This window comes from Shewanella donghaensis (assembly GCF_007567505.1).
Lineage (GTDB): Bacteria > Pseudomonadota > Gammaproteobacteria > Enterobacterales > Shewanellaceae > Shewanella > Shewanella donghaensis.
Genome location: NZ_CP041783.1, coordinates 739,165 through 755,148, shown reverse-complemented (window position 1 = coordinate 755,148; position 15,984 = coordinate 739,165). Strand labels below are relative to the sequence as shown.

The 15,984-nt window shown below is 38.2% G+C and carries 14 protein-coding genes and 3 tRNA genes; 8 read left to right on the top strand and 9 right to left on the bottom strand.

Features of this window, described 5'->3' with window-relative positions; all coding sequences use genetic code 11:
* Positions 1-33: 33 nt before the first annotated feature.
* A complete protein-coding gene (nadA, locus tag FPK91_RS03150; RefSeq protein WP_144207885.1) occupies positions 34-1,101 on the top strand; it encodes a quinolinate synthase NadA in 1,068 nt (355 codons plus the stop codon).
* Between the two features lie 158 nt (positions 1,102-1,259).
* On the opposite strand, the gene gap is transcribed toward nadA, so the two are convergent.
* Positions 1,260-2,270 carry a type I glyceraldehyde-3-phosphate dehydrogenase gene (gene gap, locus FPK91_RS03145; RefSeq protein ID WP_144207882.1) on the bottom strand — a complete coding sequence of 337 codons (1,011 nt, stop codon included), beginning with the start codon at positions 2,268-2,270 and terminating at the stop codon, positions 1,260-1,262.
* Between the two features lie 236 nt (positions 2,271-2,506).
* Positions 2,507-3,337 carry a DUF2989 domain-containing protein gene (locus tag FPK91_RS03140; protein ID WP_144207879.1) on the bottom strand — a complete coding sequence of 277 codons (831 nt, stop codon included), beginning with the start codon at positions 3,335-3,337 and terminating at the stop codon, positions 2,507-2,509.
* A gap of 203 nt (positions 3,338-3,540) precedes the next feature.
* On the opposite strand from FPK91_RS03140, the gene FPK91_RS03135 reads away from it, so the two are divergent.
* The 5 genes from FPK91_RS03135 (at position 3,541) to FPK91_RS03115 (ending at position 7,237) form a co-directional block, all read left to right on the top strand.
* Positions 3,541-4,974: a glyceraldehyde-3-phosphate dehydrogenase gene (locus FPK91_RS03135; protein WP_144207876.1), complete on the top strand. Its 1,434-nt coding sequence runs from the start codon at positions 3,541-3,543 to the stop codon at positions 4,972-4,974.
* 307 nt (positions 4,975-5,281) lie between these two features.
* A tRNA-Gly gene (locus FPK91_RS03130) sits at positions 5,282-5,357 on the top strand.
* A gap of 19 nt (positions 5,358-5,376) precedes the next feature.
* Positions 5,377-5,450: transfer RNA gene (locus tag FPK91_RS03125), tRNA-Cys, on the top strand.
* Positions 5,451-5,650: 200 nt separating this feature from the next.
* A tRNA-Leu gene (locus tag FPK91_RS03120) sits at positions 5,651-5,736 on the top strand.
* Positions 5,737-6,043: 307 nt separating this feature from the next.
* The gene (locus tag FPK91_RS03115; RefSeq protein WP_144207873.1) at positions 6,044-7,237 is read left to right on the top strand and encodes an amino acid aminotransferase; all 1,194 of its coding nucleotides are present in this window, start codon (positions 6,044-6,046) and stop codon (positions 7,235-7,237) included.
* A 33-nt stretch (positions 7,238-7,270) separates the two neighbouring features.
* Here the strand turns inward: FPK91_RS03115 and yvcK are convergent, their stop codons facing one another.
* A complete protein-coding gene (gene yvcK, locus FPK91_RS03110; protein ID WP_144207869.1) occupies positions 7,271-8,164 on the bottom strand; it encodes a uridine diphosphate-N-acetylglucosamine-binding protein YvcK in 894 nt (297 codons plus the stop codon).
* Positions 8,165-8,340: 176 nt separating this feature from the next.
* Between yvcK and FPK91_RS03105 the strand changes: the two genes are divergently transcribed.
* Both FPK91_RS03105 and FPK91_RS03100 read left to right on the top strand, forming a co-directional pair.
* Complete coding sequence (locus FPK91_RS03105) at positions 8,341-9,147, top strand: glucosaminidase domain-containing protein (RefSeq protein WP_144207866.1); 807 nt, start codon at positions 8,341-8,343, stop codon at positions 9,145-9,147.
* Between the two features lie 3 nt (positions 9,148-9,150).
* Complete coding sequence (locus tag FPK91_RS03100) at positions 9,151-9,786, top strand: DUF2987 domain-containing protein (protein ID WP_144207863.1); 636 nt, start codon at positions 9,151-9,153, stop codon at positions 9,784-9,786.
* An 83-nt stretch (positions 9,787-9,869) separates the two neighbouring features.
* Here the strand turns inward: FPK91_RS03100 and ttcA are convergent, their stop codons facing one another.
* The 6 genes from ttcA to FPK91_RS03070 form a co-directional block, all read right to left on the bottom strand.
* A complete protein-coding gene (gene ttcA / locus FPK91_RS03095; RefSeq protein WP_144214099.1) occupies positions 9,870-10,799 on the bottom strand; it encodes a tRNA 2-thiocytidine(32) synthetase TtcA in 930 nt (309 codons plus the stop codon).
* 78 nt (positions 10,800-10,877) lie between these two features.
* The gene (uspE, locus tag FPK91_RS03090) at positions 10,878-11,807 is read right to left on the bottom strand and encodes a universal stress protein UspE (protein WP_144207859.1); all 930 of its coding nucleotides are present in this window, start codon (positions 11,805-11,807) and stop codon (positions 10,878-10,880) included.
* 100 nt (positions 11,808-11,907) lie between these two features.
* Positions 11,908-12,660, bottom strand: coding sequence for an electron transport transcriptional regulator EtrA (gene etrA / locus FPK91_RS03085; protein WP_144207856.1), 753 nt, complete (start codon positions 12,658-12,660; stop codon positions 11,908-11,910).
* Positions 12,661-12,715: 55 nt separating this feature from the next.
* Positions 12,716-13,405: a sulfite exporter TauE/SafE family protein gene (locus tag FPK91_RS03080; RefSeq protein WP_144207853.1), complete on the bottom strand. Its 690-nt coding sequence runs from the start codon at positions 13,403-13,405 to the stop codon at positions 12,716-12,718.
* The gene (ccoS, locus tag FPK91_RS03075) at positions 13,402-13,608 is read right to left on the bottom strand and encodes a cbb3-type cytochrome oxidase assembly protein CcoS (protein WP_144207851.1); all 207 of its coding nucleotides are present in this window, start codon (positions 13,606-13,608) and stop codon (positions 13,402-13,404) included. The genes FPK91_RS03080 and ccoS overlap by 4 nt, the downstream gene beginning before the upstream one ends.
* Positions 13,605-15,983, bottom strand: a complete 2,379-nt coding sequence (locus FPK91_RS03070; protein ID WP_144207848.1) for a heavy metal translocating P-type ATPase — start codon at positions 15,981-15,983, stop codon at positions 13,605-13,607. Before FPK91_RS03070 ends, ccoS begins: the two co-directional genes overlap by 4 nt.
* Between the last annotated feature and the right edge of the window lies 1 nt (position 15,984).

The window sequence follows — 15,984 nt, the reverse complement described above, 5'->3', positions numbered from 1 at the left end:
AATCCCCAAACGTTGTAACTTCTCGGAACCATAATGATCACTTCGGCACCGAATATCGATTCAATCGAATATCCTTTTCCTGCAAAACCTGCATTATTGGCAGACGCCGAAAAGGCTGAATATAAAAAAAGAATTAAACAGCTTTTAGAAGAACAAAATGCCGTTCTTGTTGCACATTACTATACCGATCCTGAAATCCAAGCATTAGCGGAAGAAACTGGCGGCTGTGTTTCTGATTCATTAGAAATGGCAAGATTTGGTCGTGATCATCCTGCTAAAACATTAATCGTTGCTGGCGTTAAATTTATGGGCGAAACCTCTAAAATTTTGAGCCCAGAGAAAACAATTTTAATGCCAACGTTAGAAGCAACTTGCTCACTTGATATTGGTTGCCCTATTGAACAATTTTCTGCGTTCTGCGATGCCCACCCAGATCATACCGTTGTGGTTTACGCCAATACATCAGCCGCTGTTAAAGCGCGAGCTGATTGGGTTGTTACCTCAAGCATCGCACTTGAAATTGTTGAGCACCTTGATAGCGAAGGCAAAAAAATAATTTGGGGTCCAGACAGACATTTAGGCAGCTATATCGCCAAAGAAACTGGCGCAGAAATGTTGATGTGGCAGGGCGACTGTATTGTCCATGACGAATTTAAAGCCAAAGCATTACGTGAATTGAAGATACAGCATCCTGGTGCTGCTATTTTAGTTCATCCTGAATCTCCTGCTAATGTTGTTGCCTTGGCGGATGCTGTGGGTTCAACTAGTCAGTTAATTAAAGCCGCGCAGACAATGGATAATCAAGAGTTTATTGTTGCAACAGATCGCGGTATTTTTTACAAAATGCAGCAAGCTGCCCCTGGCAAGACATTGATTGAAGCACCAACGGGTGGCAATGGCGCGACCTGTAAAAGTTGTGCACACTGTCCTTGGATGGCGATGAATGGCTTACAAGCTATTGAAGCATCGCTGAGCAGTACTGATAAGACTTCACATGAAGTGTTTGTTAATGATGAATTGCGTGAAGAAGCACTGATACCGTTAAACAGAATGTTAAACTTTGCTAAGACCCTTAATATGAAAGTGAAAGGCAATGCGTAAGAGTTTTAAAAATGGCTTTTCCCATACTGTCTAACCCGAAAATTCTGCATCCTTGTTAACTCACTTGATGCAGTTTTCATCTAGCACTGTTTTTATCGAGACAATAAAAAGCCCTGCGTAAGCAGGGCTTTTCTATATCAATTTTTCAATTGGTATAATTATTTAGCATTCATTAATGCAACAGTATTATCTAACATGCGGTTACTGAAACCCCATTCGTTATCATACCAAGACATGACTTTAACTAGACGACCATTAACACGTGTTTGAGTAGCATCAAAGTTTGATGAGAACGCATTATGGTTGAAATCGATAGACACTAAAGGCTCAACGTTGACAGCTAATACTTCGCTTAATGGCGCTACTTGAGCTGCCTTAGTAATAATAGCATTGATTTCTTCAACGGTAGTGTCACGAGCAGCAACAAAGGTTAAATCAACTAACGATACGTTTACTGTTGGTACGCGTACTGCTAAACCGTCGAACTTACCTTGTAGCTCAGGAACCACAAGTCCTACAGCTGCAGCTGCACCTGTTTGAGTTGGGATCATTGACATGGCCGCCGCACGAGCTCGACGTAAGTCTGTGTGATATACATCAGATAGACGTTGGTCATTCGTGTAAGCATGAATAGTGGTCATTAAACCGGATTCAATACCAATCTCGTCATTTAACGGTTTAGCAAATGGTGCTAAACAGTTAGTTGTACAAGATGCATTTGAAATAACAGTCATTTCAGATGTCAGTACATCATTGTTAACACCGTAAACCACAGTCGCATCAACATTTTTACCTGGTGCAGAGATAATTACTTTTTTTGCACCAGCAGTTAGATGTGGTTGTACCGCATCTTTAGAAGTGAAAATACCAGTACATTCGTAAACAACATCAACATTCAACTCAGCCCAAGGCAATTTTGAAGGATCACGTTCTTGGAATGTTAAAATTTTATCACCATTAACGTAAATAGCTTCATCATCATGGTCTACTTTAGCGTTAAAACGGCCATGAACTGAATCGTATTTAGTCAGATGAGCATTGATTGAAGCATCACCTAAATCGTTAACTGCTACGATTTCAATTGGGTAATCCTTTTCGCTTTCATAAAGCGCACGTAAAACATTTCTACCGATACGGCCATAGCCGTTAATTGCGACACGGATAGTCATTGCATATCCCTCAAGTGATTATAAATCTGTTACATAAATCTAATGGTACTAAAATTACCAAATTAGAGGTTTTCGTCAAGTAAAAAAGCCTCAAAATGACAATAAAAGCCGAAATTGGTGTATTTAATTTACAAAAATCAAAAATTAATGAAATTATAGTGGTTTTTTGAAAGTCTTGTTCAAAAATTATATAAATGAGTTTGTATCATTCAAGATTCAAAAAGGATGATAGGTCTTTACTCGAATCTATATTTAAGATCACTTGTAACAAATTTTCCAGCTTTTAGTTGTTTGACTAATTCATTTGCATCAAGATTTAGTTGGGTCGCTAACGCTTTATCATTAGCAATCAAAGCCATTAATTTTTCTTGAGAAGCGACATTCTCACTCATTATTAAATTAGCTTTTATCAGTAGGTATTCATTCTCAACATTCTGCTCTCTTCGGTATATCGTCGCTAAACCTAGCAACCAATCAGTATCAAAGTCTTTGGGATCAACATGAGACATGAGGTGTAAATGCAATATCTTTGAACGATTTAAGTCAGTTTTTAGATAATGGGTAGCAACCTGTGAAATCATAAACGTTTCATTTAGTGAACCTTCACGTTCAGCTTTTAAAACAATATCTCTAGAAGGGAAGTCATTAAAGGTTGTCCATCGATAAAAAGCTAGATAGAGATCGGGATTATCTTTAGTGTGTTCTCTAAGTTGAGCTAAGTTTTGGGTACTGACAGCATATGCTCTTTCTCTGTCTTCAGTTCTATGGGTGTTAATGATGTGCTGAATACCAGCAGCAAGTTCAATACAGCTACTATAAGATTCTAACTTAATTAGTTGGTCATAAAGTTGTTTGCCTGTGGGCTCGGATGTGAGCTTTAATTGGTAACGACTCCGAATAAGGTCACCTTTTTCAATTAAACACCAACTATCTTTGTGTAAATCAGCACAAAGTTCAGGATTATTTTTACATATGCCGGCACTATTTCGACCAACATCACAACCAAATAGGCCTAATAAAGCAGCAGATAGCGAAAATGATGTAATTATTACTAAACTTTTGTTCAAAACTGGCTCCAAATAGCGTTTTTTTCTAATAAAATTACAGGTTTAGTAAAAATTTCTTACTGGCGATATAGCTCAAATTTCATTACAATGTCGCCGACCAATAGGGGATCACCCTACAATAATCTGATTATTGGTCTTTTCTTTTTGTTACTCAATTCTTTCCGCATTTTTTATGCTGAAATATGAGATAAAGGATCTTTTTAATGAGCGCTGATAAACATCTACAAAGTTGGCAAGAACGTTTCGAAATGGCTGAGGCTATGCAGCCTTTACTAGGAAAATTATATCGTAATCAGGGTGTTGAAGTCCTAGTTTATGGTAAACCACTTTTAAACGCATCTACAATTGAAATAATTAAAGCGCATCGCTTAGTTCGTCGCCATATTGGTGAAAAACTACGCCTACGTGAAAGCTTCCCATTTGTTGAAGCGCTAAGCAAATTATCAGTCAAACATTGTAAAGTTGATATTGGAAAATTAGCCATTAATTATTGGCGTGATCATTCTGATGCGTCAGAAATCCAATCTTATATGACACAAGAGCTAGAGCCAGGTATTAACTTTGGTGATGATGTCCCAGCTCAGGATGTTGTTTTATATGGCTTTGGCCGTATTGGTCGTTTATTAGCACGTCTAATGATCGAAAAAACGGGTTTAAGCAATAAGCTTTGTTTACGCGCTATTGTTCTACGAGGCGGCAAAAAAGGTGATTTAGAGAAGCGTGCAAGTTTATTACGTCGTGACTCAGTACATGGCCCATTCAACGGTTCTGTAGAAGTAGATGAAGAGAATAATGCCTTAATCGCTAACGGTACTTACATTCAAATTATATACTCTAATTCGCCAGATGCTGTTGATTACACTAAATACGGTATTAACAATGCATTAATTGTTGATAACACTGGTATTTGGAAAGATGAGGCTGGACTTGGTTTACACCTCAAGAGTAAAGGTGCAAGTAAAGTATTACTAACTGCTCCTGCTAAAGGTGCAATTAAGAATGTCGTTTATGGTGTGAATGAAAATGACATTCTACCTGAAGATATTATTGTCTCTGCGGCAAGTTGTACTACTAATGCTATTACACCGGTACTTAAAGCGGTTAATGACAAGTACGGTATTGAGAATGGACACGTTGAAACAATTCATTCTTATACTAATGATCAAAACCTCATTGATAACTTCCATAGTGCTGACCGTCGTGGACGTAGTGCACCACTCAACATGGTGATCACTGAAACGGGTGCTGCTAAAGCAGTATCTAAAGCTCTACCAGTATTAGAAGGTAAGTTAACGGGTAATGCTATCCGTGTTCCTACACCAAACGTCTCAATGGCTATCATTAGTGTTAACTTGAATGCTGAAACGAACCGTGATGAGTTAAATGAATATCTGAAAGATATTGCATTAACATCAGAGTTACAGAACCAAGTTGATTTTACTGAATCTACAGAGATTGTATCGAGTGATTTAGTGGGGTCTCGTTATGCAGGCGTTGTTGATTCACAAGCGACTATTGCTGACGGTAAACGAGCAATTGTATATGTTTGGTATGACAACGAATTTGGTTATAGCTGCCAAGTTGTCGGTGTTATGCAGAAGATGCTTGGTTTAACGACATTATCGTTACCTAAATAATTAAGTTAAACTATTTGAAAGCACTTCATTTGAAGTGCTTTTTTTTGCACTAATTTTAGGTAGCAAATATTAAATTATAGTATTTCACTGAAGCATTAGCCAGTAGAACTCTCTGTTCCACTCCCTCCTACCAAGATAGGATTAACAATTAAGCATAAATCGTTAATATTTATTCGATAAGTAGATTAAAGCAACAAACGAACATATTAGTGATAAAAAAGTGGAATTCATCGTTGACACAATCTAGTAAAACGGTAGAATTCTATTCCGCAAACAGGGAACAACTTGTTGTTTTTGATTTGCAAATGCGACATTAGCTCAGTTGGTAGAGCGATACCTTGCCAAGGTATAGGTCATCAGTTCGAACCTGATATGTCGCTCCAATTCAATTTATTGAATTTCGGCGCGATGGCAGAATGGCTATGCTGCGGATTGCAAATCCGTCGACCTCGGTTCGACTCCGGGTCGCGCCTCCACAAATTTGGTTTGATTGTTATGATATTAATAATGATTAAAACGAAACTTATGCCAAACTGGTGGAATCGGTAGATACAAGGGATTTAAAATTCATTGTGGTTAGCGTTAAATCATTTAAAGCAAAGAGTTTGTGATGAATATCTTTATTTGTCACTAGTATGTCACTTTTCCGATTCGAAGTGATGACTAAAAAAGTTAAGCCCGAGTGGTGGAATCGGTAGACACAAGGGATTTAAAATCCCTCGCTTAATAGGCGTGCCGGTTCAAGTCCGGCCTCGGGTACCATCATTCAAGCCTCGACAGAAATGTCGGGGCTTTTTTGTTTTGTAATCTGTAAAATACGGTCTGTTAGAAAACCAAAGTCACTGATGAACTGAAAACAGTACTATCTGAAATTAAAAACAGACTATATTGAATTAGATAGCAATCTAGCGCATATATTCTGATTATTATTGATAAAAGATATATTTTTATTATTGATTCTTTAAAGTGTGATGTAATTCTACTCACTTTTCTAATTGTTACTATTTCCTGAAGCCATACAGTGGTATAAATACAAAAAATTGTTCACTTCAGAAGTAGGAAAGATGTAATGATATTTTCTCATATCCCTCAAGCGCCAGCAGATCCAATTTTAGGTTTAACAGATGCATTTAAAAAAGATCCTCGCACTGAAAAAGTAAACTTAGGTGTCGGTATTTATAAAGATGAAGCCGGCCAAACACCGGTGTTAACTTCTGTCAAAAAAGCTGAAGCGATTCTTTTGGAAACTGAGAAATCAAAAAACTACCTGGGTATTGAAGGTGTTGAACTTTATAACCAAGTTGTTCAAACATTATTATTTGGTCAAGACAGCTCAATCATCAGTGACAATCGTGCTTATACGGCACAAGCACCAGGTGGTACAGGTTCATTACGCATCGCTGCTGAATTTCTGGTTAGAAATACCGAATCAAAAACACTTTGGGTAAGTAACCCTACGTGGGCTAATCATCAAAATATATTTCAAACTGCCGGATTAGAGATTAAAGAGTACGGTTATTACAAAGCCGAAACTCACGCGATGGACTTTGACGCCATGGTTATGGATCTAAATACAGCAGCAGCGGGTGATGTGGTGTTATTGCATGGTTGCTGCCATAACCCGACAGGAATTGATTTATCTTTAGCTCAATGGGAAATCATTGGTCAATTATGCAGTGACAAACAACTTGTACCGTTATTTGACTTTGCTTACCAAGGTTTTGGTGCAGGTATCGAAGAAGATGCACAAGGACTTAGAGTTGTCGCGGCTAAAGTACCTGAACTTATCATTGCAAACTCTTTCTCTAAAAACTTCGGTTTATACAATGAAAGAATCGGTGCTGTTACGGTTGTTGCTGAAAATGAAGTGGCGGCAAGCAAAAGTTTTAGCCAAATCAAAAAAACGATTCGTGCAACTTATTCAAATCCACCTGCACATGGAGGATTAATCGTCAGTACAATTTTGTCAGATGACGCATTACGTACAGAGTGGGAACAAGAGTTAACTGCTATGCGACAACGTATTGCGAAAATGAGAGTATTGTTTGTAAAGACTTTAGAACAAGAGGGTGTATCACAGGATTTCAGTTTCATTTCTCGTCAAAATGGAATGTTTAGTTTTTCTGGACTCAATAAAGCGCAAGTCGCTCGATTAAAAGAAGAGTTTGGCGTTTACATTGTCGGCTCTGGCCGTATTAGCGTTGCAGGAATGACAAAACAAAATATTCCAGTAATTTGTAAAGCTATTGCACAAGTTTTATAAATAACAGAAATAGAAAGGGCCTAAGGCCCTTTTTTATTTAGAAGTTAATACTTCATTCAACGCGTTCACTAATGCGAGTTTATTATGTAAGCCTGGGTGATGCGAACTCACCAATGGAAAATAGCTAACGTATTCCCCAATAATTTTTATATCCCCATTCACAATGACATCTGTTATTGCTGCTTTACCAATAAGACGATTACACCAAGCAATTCGATCAACCAATGAGGTTTTCCCTGCCGGAGAGGCTTCACAGGTTAGATTATCGATGAATATTATTCGGGCATCAGAATGCTGTATCGCATGTGCAATAGAAGGCAGTAGCAAAGGTGGAATGACACTAGTAATAAAACTACCAGGCCCAATGATAATGACATCTGCTCGGCTTAAGGCTTGAACCGCCTCACAAGTTGCCTCGACTGCTGGTTGGAGATATAATGATGCTGGCATTTCATCCATATCATCGACATTCACTTCTCCGAAGACTTTCACTCCTGAATGATTGTTTGCTATCAAATTTGTTGATTGCTCTGACATGGGGATGATACGAGTTGTGATGTTTAGCAGCGATCGAATTAAATTAATTGCTTCAAGCGGCCTTACACATAATTGATCCAATGCATGAAGGATTAAGTTACCTAAATTATGACCGCTTAATTCATTTTCGGCCGTAAATCTATGATCGAATAACATAGTACCAATAGAAGGTCGCATGGCTAAATGCGATAGACAGTTCCTTAAATCGCCCCAAGCAATGGTATTGTCATCTTCACGTAAACGGCCTGTTGAGCCCCCATTATCGGTAGTTGTGACAATTCCCGTTAATTTAGGGCCTAAAAAGGATAAAGCTGCAAGTACTCGGCCTAATCCGTGACCACCACCTAATGCCACTACATCAGAATAATCTTCTAAATGTTGTTTAAGCATGTTTGATTCCTTTCAGAAATAAATTCAACACTGGATAAGCTAATCAATCCATAGGATTAACAGATCCGATTATAGTGTAATAATTCTTAATGCTAAAAATAATACCATAAATACAAATCTTCTATTCATTGAAAATCTCGGTATAATTATCAAAAATATTATAATTAGAGGTTTAATTGAAAACAGGCAGAATTGGTAAGTTTACCGTTGGCTTAGGCTTGGTCATCGTTTGTATTATTGTCATTAGAGTTTGGCTGGTACCGACTATCGAGCAGATTTTAGTCACAACGCCTGAAATTCAACAAAATCGTTTATCATCTGAAGAGATCCCAGACTTTTCAAGCATCACTGACATACCAACGAAAAAACAAGTATTCTTTGATTATATGGCGCCAGCAGTAAAACACCAAAATGCCATTATTACCGCAGAACGTAATTTTCTAAAAGGCTTACTAAATAACCTTGAGAACGGACAAACACTCACCCAAGCTGAATTATTTAAGCTTAAAAATTTAACTGCACGATACAATTATCCTGTTAAAAAGTTTGATGAAGTAAGCTTAAGCCCTCTGTTAGAGAGAGTGGATACTGTGCCTGCCAAGATGGTACTAATTCAAGCAGCTAATGAAACGGGTTGGGGCAGTTCACGTTTTGCTAAGCAAGGTAATAATTATTTCGGTCAATGGTGCTTTTCTAAAGGTTGTGGACTTGTTCCTAAATCGAGAAAGCCAGGCCTGAATCACGAAGTTGCTGCTTTTGATACGCCAGAAGATTCTATAGCAGCCTATATGCTAAATTTAAATACTAATGCTGCGTATCGATTACTTCGTTCAATCAGAGCCGATTTACGAGCTCAAAACAAACAACCTTCAGCCGAAGAGCTGGTATATGGTTTATTACACTATTCTGAACGTAAACATGCATATATTGATGAGTTACTTGAGATGTTACGACATAACAAAAAATTTTTGGCTGGATTGTAGTAGATGAAATTACGATATAGATTAACCTTTTCCACCATGGCTTTATGCATCAGCTCTTTTTCTTTAGCTGATACCGTTTCAATTCCTTATGCTGGATTTTACGAGAGACTAAAACAAGTTAATAAAGCAAATTATCAACTCGTTGAGATCGCTTTCAGTGTCCCAAAAACTAACCAATGTACGATTATTAGCGGTAATATTACCACTGAGAAAAATGAATATCCGCTGACGTTTAATAAGCAACAACGTTTGTATTTACCTTTTGATGCACAGCTAAAATCTGATCGTGGTTTGATTAATTTAACCATGAAAGGTGACTCATCTGAATGTGGTGTTGCTATGCAGGTTAGAGCGAAAGAACAACAGCAATCATATGATCAAGAAACGATTGTTGCCGTTAAAGATAATATGGATGCCTTGTTAGATGGACAACAGGGTTTTCCGATGAAATATTTTCGGAAACCGATATCAGGTGTAACGTTTAGCTTCGCTGAATCAGATTACCCAGTAACCGTAACTATCGATCAGCGCCAACAAATAATCACAGAACACTTGCAAGTCGATAATGAACAGTTAGCTGAGTTGAGTGAAATATCATTTTCAGCTCTACCTAACATTATCAGCCCCTATGTTCTCTAATCACACATTGATGATGTAAATAAAAATGACTAACAAAAAAGCCCTCTGTTGAGGGCTTTTTTGTTATTAACGGATATTAACGATTATGGCTTATAAGTACTCACAACATCAATTCTGGTAGCTACATCGAGATTTATATGACCATTATTACTGGTATCTAAAAAGTCGAATGCAGGTAAGTTAGATTCCGCTACTTCACCCGTTAATGGTGCATTGGCATTACGTTCAAGTGCAATAAAATCGAATGCATTCCGATCGACACCTTGTGAAGGTGAGGTATTTTGCATACCAGTAAATATCGATTCTATTCTGCCAGGGAAGTCGACATCCCACTGCTTTAACATATCCTTTACTGCGCCACGTTTTAAGTTTTCTTGTGAGCCACAAAGATTACATGGAATAATTGGGAATTTTTTTAATTCAGCATATTCAGCGATGTCTTTCTCTTTACAATAGGCCAAAGGACGGATCACCATATTGGCACCATCGTCTGATAATAACTTCGGTGGCATGGCTTTCATTTTTCCACCAAAAAACATATTTAAGAATAATGTTTCAATGATGTCGTCACGATGATGGCCTAAAGCTATTTTTGTTGCCCCAAGTCGCTGAGCGAAACCATATAGGGTTCCTCTACGTAGGCGAGAGCATAAAGAACAGGTTGTTTTACCTTCTGGTATTTTATCTTTAACGATTGAATAGGTATCTTTTTCTAAGATATGGTACGGCACATCCAACGTATCTAGATAAGCAGGCAAGATATCTTCTGGGAAACCAGGTTGTTTTTGATCTAGGTTAACAGCAACGATTTCAAATTTAATTGGTGCGCGTTTTTGTAGAGTAAGCAGAATATCTAGCATGGCGTAGCTATCTTTGCCGCCAGAAAGGCAACACATAACAATGTCACCTTCTTCAATCATTTGATAGTCGCCAATGGCACGTCCTACTTCGTGACGTAACTTCTTTTCAAGTTTATTTTGACGTTCTATCTGTAATTTATCTTGTTGTTGCATTTGAGACATAAAAAAGCGCCCAGTAACCATTCGTTTCAGGGCGCATATTATTCCAGCATTCAGGCTGTTGGTAAAGCTTTACTCTTCTAGAGGAGATTTATAACCATCAGGCTTAATCGCTAGTAGGTCACAATTGATACTATCGATAACATGTTCAGCGGTATTACCGATTAATGCTGCAGAAAAACCTGTTCTACCAACTGTACCAAGAACGACTAATTCAGCATCTAGTTTTTCAGCTAAATCAGGGATTACATCTTCTGGTAAACCTTCTTCCACATGACAATTTTCTAAAGGAATGTTAAAGCTATTGGCAATATATTGAATACGTTGTTCATGCTGCATTCTTACAGTGTCATTGTAACTTGCTGCATCAAACTCAGGTAATTCAATAGCTAAGTTTACCGGGGTTCCTGGATAACCGTTAACTAGGTGGATTTGAGCAGAGAATTTTGCCGCTAAACTAAGGGCGTTTTCGATGATTTTTGTATTTAGGGTTTGATGGTCATCATCTTCTGATGCGACATTAATCGCACAGACGATTTTCCCTGCAACTTGCCAATCATGCTCTTTTACCATCAATACAGGAATAGGGGCTTTACGGAGTAAGTGCCAATCTGTAGGGGTAAAAATAATCGATTTTAATTTGTCATGTTCGTGAGTACTTTTGACAAGTAGATCTACATTTTCATCGATGGCATATTTAATAACGCTTTCAAATGGTCGATTATGCCAAACCACTTTACTTGTGATAGTTAGACCAGCTTTATTATATGATTTAATGGCTTCTTTTAACCAAGTTTCACGTTGGTCAATAACACCTTGGCGCATGGCTTCACGTTCATGACTGGATAATATCGATGTCATTTCATAAGAAAAGTCGAAAATAGTCAGAAATGCAGTGATAGACGCATTAGACTTGGCCGCTAATTCAACAGCTCTGGCTAAAGCAGGCTGATGATCTGTCATCGGATTGATGACAACGAGTATATTTTTATAATCCTTCATAAAACCTCCAAGCTGTATAACTAAACTTCGTTAGTTTACTATCACTTTAAATATGATCTAAATCGTTGAGCTAGATCATATTTTAATAAATATAAAAGTATTAGGTTGCGATACGAGCATTTCCAGCTAATTGGCTTAACGAGTCATGATCGACGATAGTAATGTATTTACCTTTTACCTCGATATAACCCGATTTTTGGAAACGTCCGAGTAATCGACTAATGGTTTCAACGGTTAATCCTAGATAATTACCGATATCGCCACGGGTCATTGTGAGTCTGAACTCGTGAGGTGAAAATCCACGACTGCCAAAACGATTTGCCAGATTATTGATAAACGCGGCTAGACGTTCTTCGGCATTCTTTTTTGATAACAATAAAATCATTTCTTGATCGCTCATGATTTCATTACTCATAAGGCGCATAATTTGTTGTCTAAGTTTTGGCATGCTACCGGCGAGTGTATCAAGGGTATCGAAAGGGATTTCGCAAACCATAGCGGTTTCTAAAGCTTGAGCAAAACTTTGATGAATTTGAGAATGGATGCCATCAAAACCTATAACGTCACCAGCCAGGTGAAAACCTGTGATTTGTTCGTCACCTTGTTCAGTAATTGTATAACTTTTTATTGTACCTGAACGAATGGCAAACAATGACTTGAGAGGATCACCAGATTTGAATATTTGGTCGCCTTTTTGGACAGGCTTTTTACGCTCGATAATATCATCGAGTCGATCTAACTCGTTGTTATCAAGTGTGAACGGAATACACAGTGATTCCATGCTGCAATCATGACAATGAATTGCACAACCCCCAGTAGATGCTCGAAGTTGTTTCGTTAGATCTGTAGGCATATATAATCTCAATTAGTTACTACGTTACCATGTTAAACTAATAACAAAGGTTGAGCTAGTTTAGCTGCATGATTGCGACATATATAGTTTGTATACCAAATACTACAATGAAGATCCCACTAATGAGTCTAACTTGCTTTTTTTGAACCCAATGTGCTAATTTTTTCGCGGCTAATCCAGCACTTAACAGAGCAGGCAAAGTACCTAAACCAAAAGCTAGCATAATTAATGCCCCGTTTAGCATGTCACCCGTAGCAACTGACCAGGTAAGCGTGCTATAGACTAAGCCACAAGGTAACCAACCCCAAACCATACCGGCTAAAACGGCTTGATACTTATATTTAATCGGCAGTAGTTTGTTTGCTACGGGTTTTAAATAACGCCAAAGTATTTTGCCAATCTTTTCAATATGGACAATGCCAAACCAAAGTTGTGCAATATACAATCCGGTAGCAATCATCATGACGCCGGCAAAAATACGCAGGCCAATAAGATAACTATCTACATCAAACATATAACCTAAAGCTGCGGTACTAGCACCTGCTAATCCACCTGCAATGGTGTAACTCGCAATACGACCAAGATTATAGCTCAATAGAAAACTAAGTTGGTTAGCTAACCTATTTGAAGAACTACTCGGGAGGTTCGTCGCGAATGCACCGACCAACCCACCGCACATGCCAAAACAGTGCGCAGCACCCATTAATCCAACAAGAAATGCCCCCCAAACATTAAATTCTATCAATTTTCTTTCTCAACACTCGAATTGATATCACTATCTTCAGATAGCTTAGCTTCAGTCGGCTTAACTTCGTCATCAAATAAAATAGAGACACTTTGTCTGTCTAAGTCATCAAATTGTTCACTTTTTACAGCCCAAAAGAAAATAGCTACAGCAATGGCAACAAAAAGCATCGCGATTGGAATTAATACATAGATGATGTTCATACTTTAATCCTAAGGAGGCGTAAACTATTAGACACAACAATGATAGAGCTAATAGACATTCCAATGGCTGCTATATAAGGCACAACATGGCCAGTGACAGCAAGAGGAAGAATGATGGCATTATAAGCAAATGCCCAAATTAAATTTTGTTTTATTATTTTGTTGGTTAACTTAGATACTTTAATTGCCTGATTAAACTTTGTTAGTTGATCGCCTAATAAAATTAAATCTGCACTATTTTTTGCGATAGCACTACCGCTGCCCATAGCAACTGATAGATTGGCGCCAGCCAGCACTGGTGCATCATTAACGCCATCACCAAACATAGCCACATGCTGTGTTTGTTGTAATTTATTGATTAAATCTAGTTTATCTTTGGGACTTAGTTTTCCATGACAGTTAGCAACATTAAGTTGTTTTGCAATAGCTTTAACATGGCTGTCGCTATCACCACTGGCAATACTGACTTCGATACCGTTTTCTTGAAGTTGTTTTATCGTCGTTAAACTATCAGGTCGAAGCGCATCTTGTAATTCAAAGCACGCAACGACTATCCCATCCATAGATAGCCATAATAGCTTTCCAGAACATTGACTGGCATCAAGTCCTATAAACTCAGCGTTACCTATTTTTACTGATTGATTGTCTATTGAGCCAGAAATACCAAGGCCAACATGATGCTCTATTTGGGTTGCAACAATTTTACGTTGTAAAAATGGTGTGAAAGCATTTGCAATAGGGTGAAGCGAACCCGTTTCTAACGCCGCGGCATAAGCTAAAACGGTATCTTTGTTCTGTTGGTCAGTTAAGACAACTTTATTTATTGATATAGCGCCGCAGGTCAGGGTACCTGTTTTATCAAATACAACGTGCTCTATAAGTGGTAATTTTTCGAATACACCCGCTCTTCGGGTAATGATGCCTAATTTAGTGAAAATGGCAGTGGAGCAAGTGATAGCGGTTGGCGTAGCAAGGGCTAGGGCGCAAGGACATGTTGCAACAAGTACCGACAATGTTACCCAAAATGCATCCTCAGGAGCGATAAATAACCAAATAAAATAAGTAGCAACGGCAATACCTAAAATAGAAGCTGAAAAATAACGGGCAAATTTATCGACCATTGTTGCAATTGCAGGTTTAGTGTTTGAGGCAACTTCTTGTAAACGAATAATTTCAGCAACCAATTGGTCTTGACCTAACGCGGTGACTTTTACTGAAAGTGGTTGGTCGACATTTATGGTACCGGCAAAAACAAGGTCACCGCTATGTTTAATCAGCGGCATTTGTTCGCCAGTTAGCATCGATTCATTCAGACCTGACTTACCCTTTAAGATAATACCGTCTGCAGCAACAACATCGCCTGGTTTGATTAAAATAATATCGTTTAATTTTAACCGTTTTGCAGGTACTTCAGTAATTTCATCGTCAATATTTAAGTTTGCAGTTAACGGAACTAACTTGTGTAAGTTACTTGAACTGACTGATGCCGTTTGTTTCGCTTTTTGTTCAAAGTAGCGACCGAGTAATAAGAAGAAGGTGAACATTGAAACAGATTCAAAGTAAACCTCACCATTGCCATTTATCGTTGCGATACAGCTAGCAATATAGGCGCCAACAATCGCAAGAGAGACCGACAAGTCCATATTGAGCTTACCGCTTAGTAAACTTCGTATTGCACTAAAATAAAAGGGTTGCGCAGAGTAGAATACGACAGGAGCAGCTAAGGTCATGCTTACCCAGCGAAAGTAATCGCGCATTTGGGTATCTTCAAAAATGAAATAGTCGGAGTATAAGGCTAAAGCAAACATCATCACTTGCATGGTTGCAAACCCAGCTAGACCGAGACGCAAGAGAAACTTGCGGCTCTCATGTTTACTCTTTTTTTCCTGTTCATCGATTTGAAATGGTGCGGCTTGATAGCCAATTCTGCTGATTTCAGCAAGAATTTCACTTAACTTAACGCTTTGTTCATTCCAGCTGACCAAAGCTCGCTGAGTAGTGGAATTAACGCTAATACTGATTATTCCGTTTAACTGTTTAAGCTTATGTTCAATTAACCACGCACAAGCCGCACAAGTAATCCCTTCAATAGAAACAGAGATAGTATTAGTACCATCTAAACTGTATATGAGGTCTTGTTGCACTTCAGGTAAATCATAAGCGGAATATTGTGCAAGCTCAGCAGGAATCAATGCAGTCTGTCTACTACCTGGTTCACTACGATATTGATAATAGCTTTCTAAGCCAGAATCCATAATTGCTTGAGATACAGCTTGGCAACCAGGGCAACACATGAGCTGCGCCTGATCACCTATTATGGTAGTGAATTCATCACCTGTTAAAACAGGTTCATTACAGTGATAGCAAATCTGCATT

What these genes read in the sequence shown, in the direction of transcription:
- nadA (WP_144207885.1), top strand. Translation starts at nt 34, where the DNA reads ATGATCACTTCGGCACCGAATATCGATTCAATCGAATATCCTTTTCCT.
- ttcA (WP_144214099.1), bottom strand. Translation starts at nt 10,799, where the DNA reads ATGCAACAACAAGATAAATTACAGATAGAACGTCAAAATAAACTTGAA.
- uspE (WP_144207859.1), bottom strand. Translation starts at nt 11,807, where the DNA reads ATGAAGGATTATAAAAATATACTCGTTGTCATCAATCCGATGACAGAT.
- gap (WP_144207882.1), bottom strand. Translation starts at nt 2,270, where the DNA reads ATGACTATCCGTGTCGCAATTAACGGCTATGGCCGTATCGGTAGAAAT.
- FPK91_RS03115 (WP_144207873.1), top strand. Translation starts at nt 6,044, where the DNA reads ATGATATTTTCTCATATCCCTCAAGCGCCAGCAGATCCAATTTTAGGT.
- etrA (WP_144207856.1), bottom strand. Translation starts at nt 12,660, where the DNA reads ATGCCTACAGATCTAACGAAACAACTTCGAGCATCTACTGGGGGTTGT.
- FPK91_RS03070 (WP_144207848.1), bottom strand. Translation starts at nt 15,983, where the DNA reads ATGCAGATTTGCTATCACTGTAATGAACCTGTTTTAACAGGTGATGAA.
- FPK91_RS03100 (WP_144207863.1), top strand. Translation starts at nt 9,151, where the DNA reads ATGAAATTACGATATAGATTAACCTTTTCCACCATGGCTTTATGCATC.
- ccoS (WP_144207851.1), bottom strand. Translation starts at nt 13,608, where the DNA reads ATGAACATCATCTATGTATTAATTCCAATCGCGATGCTTTTTGTTGCC.
- FPK91_RS03135 (WP_144207876.1), top strand. Translation starts at nt 3,541, where the DNA reads ATGAGCGCTGATAAACATCTACAAAGTTGGCAAGAACGTTTCGAAATG.
- yvcK (WP_144207869.1), bottom strand. Translation starts at nt 8,164, where the DNA reads ATGCTTAAACAACATTTAGAAGATTATTCTGATGTAGTGGCATTAGGT.